This is a genomic window from Bradyrhizobium sp. STM 3562 (assembly GCF_045571435.1).
Taxonomy (GTDB): domain Bacteria; phylum Pseudomonadota; class Alphaproteobacteria; order Rhizobiales; family Xanthobacteraceae; genus Bradyrhizobium.
Window position 1 is genome coordinate 5,116,160 of sequence record NZ_CP120694.1, and the last position, 16,255, is coordinate 5,132,414.

At 62.3% G+C, this 16,255-nt stretch carries 14 protein-coding genes; 4 read left to right on the forward strand and 10 right to left on the reverse strand.

Annotation, left to right across the window (positions count from 1 at the left end; all coding sequences use genetic code 11):
- Window positions 1-67: 67 nt before the first annotated feature.
- The 4 genes from P6U23_RS23785 to P6U23_RS23800 form a co-directional block, all read right to left on the reverse strand.
- Entirely contained in the window at window positions 68-724 is a 657-nt protein-coding gene (locus P6U23_RS23785) for a DUF3306 domain-containing protein (RefSeq protein WP_407174989.1), read from the reverse strand.
- Entirely contained in the window at window positions 721-1,236 is a 516-nt protein-coding gene (locus P6U23_RS23790; RefSeq protein WP_407174990.1) for a DUF3305 domain-containing protein, read from the reverse strand. Before P6U23_RS23790 ends, P6U23_RS23785 begins: the two co-directional genes overlap by 4 nt.
- Complete coding sequence (locus tag P6U23_RS23795; protein WP_407174991.1) at window positions 1,233-2,240, reverse strand: DUF6352 family protein; 1,008 nt, start codon at window positions 2,238-2,240, stop codon at window positions 1,233-1,235. The genes P6U23_RS23790 and P6U23_RS23795 overlap by 4 nt, the downstream gene beginning before the upstream one ends.
- Before the next feature lie 137 nt (window positions 2,241-2,377).
- The gene (locus tag P6U23_RS23800; RefSeq protein ID WP_407174992.1) at window positions 2,378-3,109 is read right to left on the reverse strand and encodes a biotin/lipoate--protein ligase family protein; all 732 of its coding nucleotides are present in this window, start codon (window positions 3,107-3,109) and stop codon (window positions 2,378-2,380) included.
- A 152-nt stretch (window positions 3,110-3,261) separates the two neighbouring features.
- Between P6U23_RS23800 and P6U23_RS23805 the strand changes: the two genes are divergently transcribed.
- A complete protein-coding gene (locus tag P6U23_RS23805; RefSeq protein WP_407181558.1) occupies window positions 3,262-5,232 on the forward strand; it encodes a 4Fe-4S binding protein in 1,971 nt (656 codons plus the stop codon).
- A 63-nt stretch (window positions 5,233-5,295) separates the two neighbouring features.
- Here the strand turns inward: P6U23_RS23805 and P6U23_RS23810 are convergent, their stop codons facing one another.
- The 6 genes from P6U23_RS23810 to P6U23_RS23835 form a co-directional block, all read right to left on the reverse strand.
- Window positions 5,296-5,601, reverse strand: a complete 306-nt coding sequence (locus tag P6U23_RS23810; protein WP_407174993.1) for a hypothetical protein — start codon at window positions 5,599-5,601, stop codon at window positions 5,296-5,298.
- Window positions 5,602-5,710: 109 nt separating this feature from the next.
- A complete protein-coding gene (locus tag P6U23_RS23815) occupies window positions 5,711-6,997 on the reverse strand; it encodes a c-type cytochrome (RefSeq protein ID WP_407174994.1) in 1,287 nt (428 codons plus the stop codon).
- Between the two features lie 1,113 nt (window positions 6,998-8,110).
- Window positions 8,111-8,809: an ABC transporter ATP-binding protein gene (locus P6U23_RS23820; protein WP_407174995.1), complete on the reverse strand. Its 699-nt coding sequence runs from the start codon at window positions 8,807-8,809 to the stop codon at window positions 8,111-8,113.
- Complete coding sequence (locus P6U23_RS23825; RefSeq protein WP_407181559.1) at window positions 8,806-10,635, reverse strand: ABC transporter permease subunit; 1,830 nt, start codon at window positions 10,633-10,635, stop codon at window positions 8,806-8,808. Before P6U23_RS23825 ends, P6U23_RS23820 begins: the two co-directional genes overlap by 4 nt.
- Before the next feature lie 14 nt (window positions 10,636-10,649).
- Window positions 10,650-11,525, reverse strand: coding sequence for a branched-chain amino acid ABC transporter permease (locus P6U23_RS23830; RefSeq protein ID WP_407174996.1), 876 nt, complete (start codon window positions 11,523-11,525; stop codon window positions 10,650-10,652).
- 43 nt (window positions 11,526-11,568) lie between these two features.
- Entirely contained in the window at window positions 11,569-12,891 is a 1,323-nt protein-coding gene (locus P6U23_RS23835; RefSeq protein ID WP_407174997.1) for a substrate-binding protein, read from the reverse strand.
- A gap of 350 nt (window positions 12,892-13,241) precedes the next feature.
- Here P6U23_RS23835 and P6U23_RS23840 point away from each other — a divergent pair, with 350 nt between their 5' ends.
- The 3 genes from P6U23_RS23840 (at window position 13,242) to P6U23_RS23850 (ending at window position 16,255) form a co-directional block, all read left to right on the forward strand.
- Complete coding sequence (locus P6U23_RS23840) at window positions 13,242-13,463, forward strand: hypothetical protein (RefSeq protein ID WP_407174998.1); 222 nt, start codon at window positions 13,242-13,244, stop codon at window positions 13,461-13,463.
- Window positions 13,464-13,726: 263 nt separating this feature from the next.
- Window positions 13,727-15,073 (forward strand): extracellular solute-binding protein, encoded by a 1,347-nt coding sequence (locus tag P6U23_RS23845; protein WP_407174999.1) that lies wholly within the window; start codon window positions 13,727-13,729, stop codon window positions 15,071-15,073.
- Window positions 15,074-15,223: 150 nt separating this feature from the next.
- Window positions 15,224-16,255 carry an ABC transporter ATP-binding protein gene (locus P6U23_RS23850; protein WP_407175000.1) on the forward strand — a complete coding sequence of 344 codons (1,032 nt, stop codon included), beginning with the start codon at window positions 15,224-15,226 and terminating at the stop codon, window positions 16,253-16,255.

A 16,255-nucleotide genomic window follows, 5' to 3' on the forward strand; every position in this document is an offset into this window, starting at 1 on the left:
ACTAGGAGCGAGTTGGGGAACGGTCAATCGAGAGCCATAGCCCGAGACTATATCATTTGGTCGCAGTCTACCGCGGCAACGCGCCGCCATGCGTGCGTCGCCGAGGAGGACTTCCCTCGCTCTCTCCCGGCTCGCCCTGCATCGCACACGCCCGTTGCGATGCAGCAGAGCCCGGTTGCGGTTCGGCCGAGATGGACGCACAGGATGGTTGAGGCTCACCAGTCACTTCCGCCGGCTCTGACGCTTGCCGGAGTTCGCCCGATTGTTCGGCCGCCTCGGTGGGTGACTTCGAGATGCTTTCGGCCGCCTGCGCAACGCCGCCGACAATGCGGTGAACGAGGGCCGCTAGCTGCTCCGCCGAATAGTCGAGCGGACCAAAGCCGGGCATCGCGTCCGGGTCGTTGAAATCCCAGGCGCTCTCTGCGAGCCCGACGAAATCGCGGATCGCAGGATCGCTGCTCCAGGCTCGACGAAGCGCCGCGCGGCTCAACTCCTGCGGGATGCCCTTGCGCAGAAACGCGGTGATATCGGTGGCCGCGTCGATGGAATCGACTGGCGGCAAACTCGCAAGATCCAATTCCGGATGGGACGCCTCTTCCGCAGCACCGGCCGATGCTACCGGCTGCCGCACCTCAACGGGCTTCTCGGGCTGTGGCACAGCCTGACCCGCCCTCGCCTCCTGCTTGCGACGAGACCAGCGCGCCAGAAAATCATCACCGCTCATTCCCGCCCATCCTCATGGCGCCGCCGCGCCAGCGCCTCCGGATCGGCCCGGCGTCGCTCGCGCTTGACGAATTGCCTTTCGACGTGGTGCTCGGCAACAAAGCTTTCAATCGCCTGATGCAGCACCTCAGGCATCGGCACTGCCTCGACCAGATTGGCGGCGGCTTCGGTGAACGCCTCGCCCTCGGCCGGATCCGCGGTGACGGCCGAAACGGCGTAAGGCCAGGCGCCCTCGGAAGGGCTCAACACGATCCAGATGCTCGGTGCGCCGCTGGCAAGATTGTCGCGGTATCGCTCGGTCTCCGAGCGATAAAGATCGACTGTCGCACTGCCCGCATAAAAGAGCGTCGCCTCGCGCTGCTCGCGTATGACCGTCCAGGGCGTCATCGCCGGCTCATCCGGCAGCACGCCGATACCTCGCCATATGAAATCGACCCACGGAGACCCCGACTTGCGACGCTCCACCACGACGCCAACGGGAATGCGCTGCAACGGCGGGGCGGCGGGAGTCATGCTGTCGCCTCCGGATGCTTGATCGGCAACCCCGTCAAGAGATTTTGCGGCTTCATTCGCACCAGCCGGTCGGATGTCATTGCCAGTATCAAATAGACCGGCTCGCGATCGAGAGTATCGGCCGCCAGCGCAGCATCAGCAAAGGTGAGCTGGAACAGCGCAAGCACGCGGCCGGCCGTGCGGTCGTCGAGGGTCTCACCATTCCAGAGCCGATCGCCGATGCGGGTCGCCTCGGCGTCGAGCCCCACATACCAGGTGAGTCTTGCATCACGCAGCTCTGTCGTGGGCTTGATCCTGACATCGATGCCAAGCAGGTGAGAAATAAAATGCGTCATCGCTGCCGCGATCGCTGCTCGTCCTGGTCCGGTTCCGCTGAGGTCAAGCGCCATGTCGAACTGGTCGCTGCGTTGCCAATAGCTGTCGGCGTTCTCTTCGCTGAGAACGTCGACGTCGCCCTCGGCGGTTGCGCCGAGCATGGACATCAGCGACAGAACTGGAGTCGCGTTGCGGCAGCCAATGATCTCATCATCTGCCAGAAGCAGCGAATGTTCGTGCGTAATGAGCCGCTGTAGCCGGAAGAACAGCTCACCCGCGCGCAACGTGAACGGATCATCGCAGCCGTCCAATGCGTTGCGCATGATCACGTGAACAAGCTGATCGATGAACAGCGGCGGCAAATTGACCGAGCCTGAACGGATCAACACGAGATAGGCAGCCTCCAGGGTCGGATGACGCAACAAAAGGTCGCGGAACGCGAGCACGAAGTGCCAATTCTCCCGCGCATCGGCATCCACGATTGCTGCCAGTTCGTCAGCGCCGACCGCCAAGCGCGGATCATCCAGCAGGTTCCGGTGCAACATGCGCTCGACGGGACAGGCATCATCCGGCGGCCTGAGTTCGGGACGCACGAAATAGGCTTTCAGAAATTCGTCTGTGACCACAAGCCCGCCGCTCGCATCACGATCGAGCAAGTGGTGGCCGCTCGCGATCCAGAAATCTCTCATCGGCGCCACTGCTCCCGGCTCATGTTTCCAAAATTGAGGCTGCTCTCGAGTTCGGCGTCATCCTCCACTTCCATGAAATGGGAACGCCCCGCTTTGCGCTGCCGCTCTCGAAACCAGCCGCGGACGTCTACTGAGCTTCACAGACGCGGTCCTCCGAGCTTCGCGTCGAGCCAGGAGGGCGCGGCGAGCGCTTTGCGCAGATCGTGCCGATCGGTGGTTTCTGCCTCGATGCGGCGCACCAGAAGGTCGCCATTGCCGTCGATCGCACGAGAGCTCTGCCGTTCGCGTTCGAGGCGGCTCAAGAAATCGCGCGCGATGCCGTCGAAGCCGTCGACTTGCCAGGCATCGAGAACCCGCATCAGATGCCGAGCAAAGCCTTGCGTCACCTGAACCGCGCCCGTCTCGCCGAAGCCTTCCTGGTCGAGCGCGGACGCAAGCGGATACACGCCTGGTTCCTTGTCGGCGGCCGCCACCGTCCGGATCATGGCACCGAACACCAGCCAGCCCGGCGGCTCGTTCTCCTTCGCGGACGAAGGCCAACCGAGCCGCCCGCCACCGACAAGCCCGCCGTCAACCCGGATCGCGTCCGGCCATTCGATCGTGATCTCCTTGTTTGGCGGTGCGCGGGCGCGCAACGCATCGGTCAGCGCCACCATCGCGGCATAGAAAGCGCGACGTGCGCTGCGCAGCGGCTCGCTCGGTTCAAGCACCACGGCGAACTCGGCGAGATCAAATCGCCCGACATGGGTAAGCGTGCCGGCGCCGCTCTCCTCTGCGATGTCGATGGCATGGGCGAAGGCGTCACGGCTCTCGCGCAGCCTCACCAGCGTGAACGGCGGAGGCAGATCGATCGGTTCTGAAACGAACACGCTCGTACGGATGGCTCCAGCCTCCTTTCTTCTTTAGACAGAATAGCTTATACGAAGGGGATGGGCGGCGCGAGTCTCTCGGTTTGAGAGGATGATCAGCTCGCATGGTGCAGGCACCGAAAACGATCCTGATGTGCTCGTGTGAAGACACGATGCACCTCGATGTGTCCGCCGCAAAATGCGCATGCCGCAACGGCGAGATTGCGACGTTCCGTCAGTTGTGTCGCGCCGAGCTTGATCGATTTCGCGATGCAGCGAAATCTGATGCACCGCTCATCGTCGGCTGCACCCAGGAAGCTCCGCTGTTCGTCGAACAAGCCGGAGAACGCCGCCAGAGCATGGATTTCATCAACCTCCGTGAGACCGCCGGCTGGTCCGCTGAAGGAGCGCGCGCCGGTCCGAAAATGGCAGCGTTGCTGGCGGCTGCATCCGAGCCCTCGCCTCCCTATCCTTTCGTGACCTTGTCGAGCGAGGGCGTGGTCCTAATCTACGGCCGCGACGAAGCCGCCATCGAAGCCGGCGTCCTGCTCGCCGATCACCTCGACGTGACGGTCATGATCACGACGCCGGCTCAGGTCGCGCCGCCGGCGACGACATCGTTTCCCATCGTCAAAGGAACCATCCGCAACGCCAAGGGCCATCTCGGGGCGTTTGAGCTCACCATCGACGACTTTGCGGCGCCGCGTCCCTCCTCGCGGGATGCGTTCGTCTTCGAGGCTGCGCGCAGCGGCCTGACGTCGCGTTGCGACCTCGTCCTTGACCTCTCCGGTGGCTCGCCGCTGTTCCCCGCGCATCATCTGCGTGAGGGATATCTGCGCGCCGACCCGAAGGACCCGGCGGCCATGCTGCGTGCCGTGCTGAAAGCGCGCGATCTCGTCGGCAGCTTCGACAAACCGCAATACGTCAACTTTACCGCCGAGCTCTGCGCCCATTCGCGCTCGAAGCTGACCGGCTGCCATCGCTGCCTCGATCTTTGCCCGACCGGAGCCATCACGCCCGACGGCGATCACGTGAGGATCGATGCGGAGGTCTGCGCCGGCTGCGGCCAGTGCACGGCAGCCTGCCCGACCGGCGCAGCCTCGTACGCCCTGCCGCCGCCGGACGCGCTGCTGCACAAGTTGCGCGCGATGCTGCTGACATACCGTGAGGCGGGCGGCTCCAATGCCGTCGTGCTGTTTCACGATGACCAGCACGGCAGGGCGCTGATCGATGCGCTCGCCCGCCATGGCGATGGCCTTCCGGCACATGCGCTGCCGCTTGCCGTCAACGGGGTGACACAGGTTGGCCTCGAGGCCGTCGTCGCGGCTTTCGCATACGGCGCGGCGGGGATCCGCTTTCTACTCCGGGCAAGGCCGCTGCACGACATCGCCGGCCTCTCCCAGACCATCGCGATGGCCGATGCCATTCTCGCTGGACTTGGATTTTCGGGGCGGGCGGTTTCAACGATCGAGACAGACGATCCCGATGCGCTCGGCGAGGCGCTACGCGGGATAGAGCCCGGACCGATTGTGGAGCATCCCGCCACCTTCAAAACCGTCGGCAAGCGGCGCGACCTGCTTCGCCTCGCCCTTCATGAGTTGCACCGCGTGGCACCTGCGCCGACCGACGTCGTTGCCCTTCCCGAAGGTGCACCACTCGGCACGGTCACCGTCGATGTGGCGGGATGCACACTGTGCCTGTCCTGCGTATCCGCCTGTCCCACCGGCGCCCTTCGCGACGATCCCGAACGTCCTGTCCTCAAATTTGTCGAAGACGCCTGCGTGCAATGCGGATTGTGCCAGAGTACATGCCCGGAGAAGGTGATTACGCTGAAGCCGCAGATCGATTTTCGCGCCGCCAGAGCCGCGGCCGAGATCATCAAGGAGGAGGAACCCGCCCTCTGCATCCGCTGCGGCAAGCCGTTCGGTGTGAAGAGCACGATCGAGAGGATCGCGGCGAAGCTGGAAGGCCGCCACTGGATGTATCCCGCAGGCGATAGCCGGCTGGACGCGATCAGAATGTGCGCCGACTGCCGCGTCATCAGCATGAGCGAGCAGCAATTCGATCCGTTCGCCGGCGCTGGCGAACGCACGCCGGTCCGGACCACCGACGATTATCTGCGCGAGCGCGAGAGCAAGCATTAGGCCGCATGCCCGACGAAGGGCTGCGCGGGCGCACACGCCCGCCTCGTGCGGCGGCTCATAAATCTAAAACCCAGGCCATTGCTCGACCGGGAGGTCTGTCAAATTCGGATGGTTCTTGAGCAATTGAGTGACGTCCAGGTTAGGACGGCCTTTGAGAGCCTCTGCGACGCAATGATTGACGTATCTGCGGCGCGCCAGCCACTTGACCTTCCTGCCCTTGGCCTCCGCCTTGCATGCGATGATCGCTTGCTTTACGGCAGCCCTATCAGCGTTGGACGGAGCCGCCGCCGCGGCCGGCATGAATGCAGCGGCGCTGCTCAGCACCATCGCGGCAACGCCCGCAAATAGAGCTGTGGCGAGACGAGACATGATGCCCTCCCCATGATTGTCGTCTGCCACGAACTTACGGCAAAAACCGGCTTTCCGGCAGGGGTGACAGGTGTGGCGAATGCCACGCGCGCGGCCTGATGCGGCGCGCTTATCTCGCTGTGGCGCGTCCCAAGAAATCAGTCAACGCTTTGCGGTCCTCAGGCGATCCAATGCGCTGCTCCGGCATCTTGGTACCAGGCGTGTAGGCATTCGGACCGATTTCGAAGAGCCTGGACACGGTTTCCGGGCTCCAGATGATGTTCATGTGCTTGAGTGCCTCGGAGAAGCGATATCCCGGCAGCGACGCAATCCTGCGGCCATACAATCCGGCGAGCGTCGGCCCGGCGCGCTGCACTTCCTTCTCCGAGAGCGTATGACAGGCAACGCAGGCCCTGAACACGTCGGCACCATGATCTCCGGCATAGGCGGCCAGCGGATCGCGCGCCGTGCCTTGCAGCGACGAGCCGATGGGATTACCGGTACGCGCGTTCCAACGCCGGATCCTGCCGTCAGCGCAACCGGTCAGCAGGGTTGCATTGTCGGGCAGGAATGCCAGCGACCACACCGGCGAACCCGGACCGACCAACGTTCGCTCGACGCGGCGCGTCTTTCGATCGATCACCGCCACGGCGCCGCCAATTTCGGCTGCCGCTATCAGCGTACCGTCCGGAGAGATCGCCAGCGCAACGATCGGCGTCGAACTAGCCTGCGCCTCCCCGATCTCCCTGCCCTCCTTGGTCAGAAACCGCAGCTTGCCATCGGCTCCGCCCGTTGCGATTTGGCCGTCAGGTGCGATGGCGACTGCGTTGAGAGGCGACGGGGGCGTGACGACATCCGGCGGCCCTCCCGCGAGTGGCCAGATCCTCAGTGCGAGATCGTAACCGACACTGACCAGTGATTGCCCATCCGGCGCGAACGCAACGCCATTGACGTTTTGGCTATGGCCCTCAAGCACCTGCTGCGCGCCGCCGGCAAGCGACCAGAGTCGAACCGTGTGATCCCAGGACGCCGATGCGAGCTTCGCACCATCGGGCGAGACCGCAAGCGCGACGATTGGCGCGCGATGCCCCTCGAAAACCTGATCCGGCTGCTGCCGGCCCGACGTCCAGATCGCTATCCGCGCATCCGCTCCTGCGGTCGCCATTCGCCCGTCCTTGAGGAAGGCAACCGCATTCACCGCGTCCGAGTGGAAACGAAGGACTTGCTCTGCTGATTCCGTTTTGAGCGACCATCGGATGGCTGCGGTATCGAAGCTCCCGGACAGAGCGCTTTGGCCATCGCTCGAAACGGCGATCGCCCGCACCGGCCCGCCGTGCCCCGCCAGTTGCGCCTGCACCTGCCTTGGACCAAGCGCCAAAAGAGCCGCGACGACGAAGAAACTTACGGCCCAATTCATTGGCGGCCCCGACCAGCTATCGCCCGTCACGCCCCGGCTCAACGTCCGCGATCCTGACCCGCGCGTCCAGGACAGCGCAAGTCACAACGCCCAGCTTGACGCCCATCGTAGCGGGCCCGCCCGGACGTTTGCGCCTCACTCCTGCACCGCAACGACAGCAGTCGTCATTCGGTTCCATGCTGCATTGCAGAGCGGAGGGCCGTCGTGCCGCTAAACGTCGCGCAAGCCGCCATGGCATTGAATCACACCAGGCCAACACCTATCGTCAACTCGACACGTCAAGGACGACGTCATGCAAATACGACCCAAAACGTATCTGCAGTTCATCTATTGGTGGCGATCGTTCCGTGATTTGATGCCGCGACGTGCTCGCGACGCGCCTGTCGGGGCATCACCGCCCCTCATCTATGCCGCTATCGTGCTGGCGTTACTTTTAGCCATTTTGGAAATAGATGTTCATCGAGACGAATTGGCATCGCTTGGTCTTCTCAGCAATGACCACCCGATCGATACGAGCCCTATGAGCCCGTAAGATTTCGAGCTTCGACCAAGCGTGGCCTCGATAGCTCGCTTGTAGTGGCCTCCTTCGCGATGAGCCCGGACTCGCTACAGGCCTTCGGTTTAGCGCGTCACCTCCCTCGGATATACCAACGAGCGGTCCTCAAAGGTCTCGACCGGCAGCTTGTCCGCGCGGCCGCTTTGCATGTCCTGCAATGCGAACATACCGGCGGTCGCCCTGGATCCATGGTTCGAGAGCGGGTGCGATCGCATTACTCCGGTCGCGGCTGAGAGAAGAGCAAGGGCCGCGATTGCAGACACAACTAGACCCTTCATGCGACATCTCCGTTCGGCGGCACTGGAAGAAGTTGCAGCGTCTGATCTAGCGCAAATCGCGTCCCGGAGATGTGAGCCGCCTCACAGGTCTGACAGTGTTGGGAGGCTCACTCGCATTGAACCTGCACGGGCTTGCCGACGCGCCTCGCATCGGCGTGTCTTGGACACTCGTTCGCGCATTGGGCCGTACACATCGAGGCAAATCCCCGCCGCTTCGCGCTCGGTCGGAGACGAAGACCCCCGTCCGTTATAGCTGCTCTTGAATTTGCAGATGTCGGGTCACAATCCGAGATAGCGCTGAAGTAGTTGTGGTTGCGCCGATATCTCTGCGGCCGGGCCTTCGTGCACAATGTGGCCGTTGTTCATAATGTAGGCCCGATCGGCGAGCGCCAGCGTGGCCGCCAGATTCTGCTCGACCAGCACGATTGTCTGCCCCGCTTCGGCGAGCCTGCGGCAGGCGGCCATAAGGTCCCGCACAATCACCGGAGCCAATCCCTCGAACGGCTCGTCCAGCAAGATCAGCTTGGGCTCGCGGATCAATGCGCGTGCGATCGCCAGCATCTGCTGCTCGCCGCCGGATAGATCACTGCCGCGGCTGTGCCGGCGTTGGGCGAGCCGCGGAAAGGTGTCATAGATGCGCTCGAGCCGTGCGCCATTCGGCGCGGTCAAACTCGCCAGAACCAGGTTTTCCTCGACATCGAGGCTGCCAAAAATGCGCCGCTCCTCGGGAACGAGTTGCATCCCCAAGCGCGCAATCGCATGCGCAGGCTTGCGGGCTACATCTTCGCCGTTGAACGTGATCGAGCCGGAAGATGGCTTCACCAGTCCCATCAGGCTTTTCAGGGTCGTGCTCTTGCCGGCACCGTTGCGGCCAAGGAGCGCCACGACTTCGTGCGCCTCGACACGCAATCCGACGTCGAACAGGATATGCGAATCGCCATAGTAGCTATTGAGCGATTTGACCTCGAGCAGGCTCATGCCGCCGCCATTCCTCCGAGATAGGCTTCCTGCACGCTGATGTTGCCCTTGACCTCCTCCGCCGTACCTTCGGTCAAGATACGGCCCTCGTGCAGCACGGTGATCCGCTCGGCCAGCTCGAAAATCGCGTCCATATCGTGATCGATCACGATCATGGTTCGGCCGCGGCTGATCGCCTTGAGAAGATGTACGGTCTCGATGCGCTCGCGCGGGCTCAAGCCGGCGAGCGGCTCGTCCAACAGCAGGAGGCTGGGCGAAGTGGCGAGCGCAAGACCGATTTCGAGGCGCCGCTTCTCGCCATAGGCAAGATCCGACACGGGCAGATCGGCGCGTTCGGAGAGATGCACAAGCGAAAGCATCTGCGCGACCCGCTCGGTCAGGCCCGGTACCCGGGCCACGCCACTGAATATATCGAGGCGGAACGGTCCGCGTCGCTCGGCGAGCGCGGCGATGGTGAGGTTTTCGCGCACCGTCAGCCGCGTGAAGAGCTGGTTGACCTGATAGCTCTTGGTGAGGCCGAGCTGACAGACTTCCGTCACGCTGCGACCGGTGATATCGCGGCCTTCGAACACAATCCGGCCGGCGCTCGGCGCCACCTCGCAGGTGAGCATCTTAAAGAAGGTGGTTTTGCCGGCACCGTTCGGCCCGATGATTCCGCGGAGCTCACCCCACCGCACCGAGAAATCGATGTTGTTGTTCGCGACCAGCCCGCCATATCGCTTGGTCAGTCCTTCGGCCCGCAAGACGATCTCCGCGCCGCCTGGCCTGCCGTCTCGTACGGGCAACGGCACCACCGGCGCCCCATGGCTTACCATGATCGTGGGCGGATGGGCTCCCGCGGCCGTGCGGTACTGATCGCGTGCAAGCACGCTGACGAGGTCGGCCATGCCGCCGACAATGCCGCGGCGCAGGAAACAGACCAGGAGCACGAAGACGAGGCCCAGCACCAGCTTCCAGGTGGCGCCGAGATGCAGCGTGGTCTGGAAGAAGTCGCTGAGATAAAGCCAGACGGTCGCCCCCACCAGCGCTCCGAACAGCGTACCGGCACCGCCGATCGCGGTCTGCATCACCAACTGCCCTGATGTGTCGAACGTAAACGCATCGGGCGGCATGAACGCTTGCAACACCCCAAGGAGTCCGCCGGCAAACCCGGCATAGGCGGCTGCGATAACGAAGGCCGTGAGCTTGTAGCCGTGGACATTGTGACCGACAGCGGCTGCCCGCTGCGGATTGTCACGGATCGCGCGCAGGATCACGCCGACCGGCGATCGCACGATGCGCAGCGCGATCACAATACCGACGAAATACCAGAATGCGAGAAAGGCGTAGAACGACCAGTCGGTATCGAAGGCGATGGTGGTGAAGCCGAGCGATAGTGTCGGTGTCGGCACGCCCGGCAGGCCATTCTCGCCGCCGGTATACGCCGAGAGCGGATTGAACTCCACGAAATAGAACACCTGCGCGATCGCGACCGTGATCATGGCGAAATAGATGCCGGTGCGCCTGAGCGCGATCAGCCCGACCAGGTAGCCGACGATGGCGGCCGCGATCATGCCGATGAACAATGCGACGGTCACGTTCGGAAAGTTCAGCACGGTGAGCAGATAAGCCGCAACAAAGCCACCGGTGCCGTAAAAGGCCGATTGGCCGAACGACAACAGCCCGGTGAAACCGAACAGAATGTCAAAGCCAATTCCGAACAGACCCCAGATCAGGATCCGGTTGATGGTGGTCGGCGAAAAGCCGATATGGGGCAGCAGGAAAGGCGCGGCGAGCAGTCCTGCCGCGGTCAGCGCCTCGACGATAATGGGACGTTGCTTCAGCATGGAATGAACCGCGCTCATTCGCGGCCCGCCGTGCCGAGCAGCCCATAGGGACGCAGCACCAGAACTAGCGTCATCGCCACGAACAGCATCACATAGGAATATCCGGGGTTGAACATCGAGGTGAGGCTGATGATTTCCCCGGCGATGAGGCCGCCCAGGATCGCGCCCATAAAGGAGCCGACGCCGCCGATCACGACGACGACGAAGGTCTGCACCAAAACCGCCTCGCCCACGTCAGGTGCGATCGAGACCACCGGCGCGTTGACGATGCCGGCAAAGCCCGCCGCCATGGCACCGATGCCGAACACCACCATGAATACCTTCTGGACATCGATACCGAGCGCATCGACCATTGCGGAATCCTCGATGCCTGCGCGCACGATCAGGCCGAGACGAGTGCGATACAGCACGAGATAGAGAGCTATCAGCGCCGCGACGACGATCCCGAGCAGCGCCAGCCGGTAGGTCGGATAGAACATGAACCCGATCGGGGTGATTCCAGCCAGCGCGGGCGGCGGCGATACGGTTTTCGATAGGCTGCCGAACAAGAAGCGTACGGTCTCGACGAAAACGATACCGAGACCGAAGGTGACAAGAAGCTGATCCTCATGAGGCCTGGCATAGAAGTAGCGGATCACCGCCCGCTCCATTACCACGCCAACGACCATGACGAACAGCGAGCCGGCGACCACCCCGACCACGAATGAGCCGGTGTGGGTGTAGGCGAGCCACCCGGCGTAGCCGCCAAGCATGAACATGGCACCGTGCGCAAGATTGAGGACGCCGAGCGTTCCATAGATGATCGTCAGGCCGGACGAGATCAGCGCGAGCAATGCGCCGAGCACCAGCCCGTTGAACAATTGCGATATGAAATTCGCCCAGTTGACCACACCAGCCTCGCGCGGGATGTCCCGTCAATCTCTGTGATCGAGATCAGGTGTAATCGCCGAGATGGCAGCCGAATGCGTCGGATTTCTGCATCAGCGGCTCGCCGGGGACGACGTCGACGACCTCCCAATAATCCTCGTTGTTCTTCATGTCCTTCGGAGCCTTGCCACGCACGATGATGACCGGGCGGACGAGCTGGTGATCCTCAGGACGGAAGTGGACGTCGCCGACGGTCGAGGGGAAGGTCTCGCCTTTCTCGTACTGCTTGATCACGTCGGGCGGATAGAAACTGCCTGCCTCAGAGACCATGCGCGCCCAGATGGCAAATTGCATGTAGGCATTGTTGGCACCCCATTCCGGCTTGTAGCCGTACTTCTTATCGAAGGCCTCAACGAACATCTTGGCGAGCGGAAACTTGTCTTCCAGCGTCCACCAGAAGTCAGTGGCGGCAAAGACGCCCTCGGTGAGCTCCGGTCCCACCTCTTTGGCGAGGAACGGGATCTGGTAGGGGACGACGAGCCTCATCGTCGGGATGAGCCCGAACTGCTTGGCCTGCTGAATCGATAGCACGGCATCGCGACCCCAATTCACGTTGACCATGACGTCCGCGCCGGAATTGGCGATGTTCGTCAGGTATTGGCTGTAGTCCTGTGTACCGAGCGGCGAGATCTGGTTGGTCACCATGGTCCAGCCGCCGTTCTTGGTCAGGTAGTCGTTGACTGACTTGGTGACGGTGTGGCCATAGGTATAATCCGGCGTCATGAACGCGGCCTTCTTGCTTTTGCCGAAATTCTTCACCAGCACGGGGCCGATCGCGTTTGCGGCCGTTTCGCCGTAGAAGCACTGCCGGAACGAGTAACGCGCACAGTCCTTGCCCGTCGTGTCGTTCGAGCCGGAAATCCCCACCAGATAGAGCACCTTCTCACGCTCGGCGAATTTGTTGAGCGCGACCGCGACCGCCGAGGAGGTGGCGCCAGTCATGGCGATGATCTTGTTCTCGTTGATGAAGCGCTGCTGTTCCTGAACCGCCTCGTTCGGCTTGGCGGCAGAGTCGGCAATCACCAGCGTGACCTGCTTGCCGAGCAAGCCCTTCTCGACCTTTGGCGCAATCTTCTTAACAAGAGGATCGCCGCTGTTTATGTGCTCGACGGCGAGTTGCATCCCCTTGATTTCATCTTCGCCCTGCACGGCATAAGTCCCGGTACGCGGCACGGTCGCGCCGATCGTCACGGTTGCTGCCTCGCTGCCGGCCGGCCAAGTTCCGATCGGGGGATGGTCCGCAGCCAATGCTGGAAATGCGAACGATCCGGGCAGCAACATCCCGCCCATGAGCCCCGCACTGGCGTGAAGCAGTGTCCGTCGGGACATCAGCCCACGTGATATCTGGTCTTCGCTGAATTCGGATGAACCTAAGCGGCTTGGCCTGCGCATTTTCCTCCTCCACCTTTGGCATCTTTTAGCATTGCCCTTTGCCCCACCAGCGTGGCCAGCCCCTCGCCTCACACTCTGCCGCCCTCCACCAAAGACGGTCCCTCCCTCAAGAGACAACCGTCAATGCCACTTTGGTTGCAAGACGTTTTCCATCAGCAGCCAAAACGACAATGACGGTACGCCAGCGTACATAAGAGGGCGGCGGACACATTCATGCGCCCGAGATCAACAGACATGAATGGCGCATTGATCGGAGCGGAGCATTCCGTGTTGCTGGCGCCGGAGTGATGTTGCATGATCACGTCATGCGAGAGATGGCACATCGCAGCGTAGGCGCGCTGATCTTTTTTGCGGCTGCCATTCTGACGGCGTTCGGATTGGCAGACCTCGCGCACAATGAGCTCGGCCTCTCGCTTCAGATCATTCGAAGGAGTGCGCTGTTGACCGCCGCTCTGGTACTCGGCTTCTTGCTGCTCATGTACTCGGACCGTTTTGGCAGGCTAAAATAGGATTCTGATCGGGCACTTGGGTTTCGCGGTGCCGATACGACCTGCCGCAGCGCAGCCCAGCGCACGACACATCTTCGCGCCTTCTTCGTACGATGACGTACTTGGATGCTGAATCAGTCATGTTTGCTGACAGGCTTAAGTCGAACTGCGGAGGCATACGTTTGGCGGCATAATGCCGCAATAAAAAACGATCCAGTGGACGAGACAAATCCCTCATCTGGATTCGCCTTCTCCGACTGGAGGCAAAGGAGGAGGGATTGAATATGAGAACGCGCAAACGCGCGCGCGTCACGCGACGCCGTTTCTTGAAGCAAACGGGTTTCACCCTCGTTGCCGCCGGCACGGCCCCACTCATTTCCGCGCCACTCGTGTCCCGCGCACTCGCCGATGCGAAGACGCTTTCCATCGTCCAATGGAGCCATTTTGTCCCCGCCTACGATAAGTGGTTCGACAAGTTCGCAAGGGACTGGGGCGAGAAGAACCACATCGGCGTCACGGTCGACCACATCCCCGTCCAGGACGTTGCGGCGCGCGCGGCCGCGGAAGCCTCGGCCCAGGCAGGACACGACCTGTTCGGCTGGAACGGCGCCGGTGGTGCGCATCTCTACCGAAAGTTCCTGGTCGACGTCACGAGCCTCGTCGAGCCGGTTCAGCAGAAATACGGCAAGGTCACCGTGATCGGCAGGCAGATCGGCTACAACCAGGATGACCATACCTGGTCAGCATTTCCCGACTATTACATCAACTTCCCGGTCATGTACCGAAAGAGCCTGTGGGACGGCATCGGAGTGCAGCCGGATAGCTGGGACAACATTCGAATCGGCGGCGCCAAGCTGAAGGCCAAAGGCAATCCTGTGGGAATTTCGCTGGGCCATTCCAACGATCCGAACACCACCTGGCGCGGGCTCTTATGGAGCTATGGCGGCGCGGTTCAGGACGAAGCCGGCAAGCACGTCGTACTGAACAGCAAGGAGAGCGTCGAAGCCGTGAAGTTCGTCACCGCCCTCTACAAGGAGGCGATGACACCGGACGTCTTGTCCTGGAGCGATGCCAGCAACAATCAGTACATCGATTCCGGCGTGAGTTCGCTGATCATCAACCCGATCTCGGCCTATCGGACCGCCCAGCAGCTCAACAAGAAAGTGGCCGACGATATCTTTGTCATGAAGCCGCCCAAAGGGCCCGTGCGCCAGATCATGGGCGCCGCCGCGGAGTTCTACGGCATCTGGAATTTCGCCAAGAACCAGGATGCCGCGAAGGATTTCCTCAAATACTACGCCGACAACTGGGTCGAGGCCTTCAAGGCGAGTTCCGGCTACAACATGCCGATCTTCGCCAATATCGTGCCCAAGCCGATGCCGCTGCTGTCGGACGACCCGACCTCGACGCCGCATGACAAGCTCGCGGTCTTACAGACCTCCGACGAGTGGTCCGCGGCACCCGGCTATCCCGGGCCGTCCTGGCCCGCCACGGATGAAGTCTACAATGACTTTATCATCTGCGACATGATGGCGAAGGCCGCAACTGGCGCGATGAGCGCTGAAGACTCGGTCACATGGGCCGCCCAGCAGTGCGAAGCCATTTTCAAGAAGTGGCAGCACAGAGCTTAGAGCGCGACGGCCAACGCCTCGATGGCGTCCTCCTCCGTCCAGGCAAGCCGCCGCTATCGGCTCAAGGAGCCAGATCGGGGGTAAACACTCAAGGAAGCGCTGAGCAAGCAAGGGCGGCGCCGACTGTCAACTCTAATGTCCGGATATCCAATGGCTGCGGTCCTGGCCACGAATATCGTCAAACAGTTTGATGACGTTCTCGCCGTCAACGGCATCACGCTCGCCGTACCCGACGGCGAGTTCATGGTGCTGCTCGGACCGTCGGGCTGCGGCAAGACGACGTTTCTTCGCATCATCTGCGGGCTTGAACGGCAGACCGCCGGCGATCTGATCATCGGCGGCAGCGTCGTCAATGACATCCCGCCGCGTGCGCGCGGCGTTGCGATGATGTTCCAGAGCTATGGACTGTATCCACACTACACGGTCCGCAACAACATTGCATTCCCGCTGCGAACGCAGCGCGCGTCCCGCGCCGAGATCGACACGAAGGTCAAATGGGCGGCGCAACTGCTCGGACTTTCGCATCTGCTCGACCGACGGCCGCGCCAACTCTCCGGCGGCGAACGACAACGTGTTGCGTTGGCGCGCGCGCTGGTGCGCGAGCCGACCGCACTCCTGCTCGACGAGCCGCTCTCCAATCTGGACGCGAAGCTGCGCGCTTCGGCCCGCCAGGAGATCAAGCAATTCCAGCAGCGGGTGGGCGTGACCACGATCTACGTCACCCACGATCAGGTCGAGGCCATGGGCATGGGCGACCGCATTGCGGTGATCGAGCGTGGCAAGGTGCGTCAGGTTGGAACGCCGGCCGAGATCTATAACGAGCCCGCCGACCGCTTCGTTGCGACCTTTGTCGGCTCTCCGCCGATGAACCTGCTGGCGCGCAATGACGCCTATCTCGGGTTTCGGCCAGAGAACTTCCTACCCAGGGAAATGGTCGACGATGGCAATGGCGGGGTGACCGAATTCTCGTTCCGCATCGATCGTTGCGAATATCTCGGCTCCGAGAGGATCGCCTATGGCGTGATCGAAGGCTTTGAATCGCCGCAGCTCACCACGGCGAAATTGCCGCCAGCGCATGTTGCGGAGGAAAGCATCCGCCCCGGCCAATGGCATCGTTTCGCGGTGCGCAACAGCGCGCTGCGTTACTTCGATCACGACGGCAAGCGCGTGATCCGCTCCTAA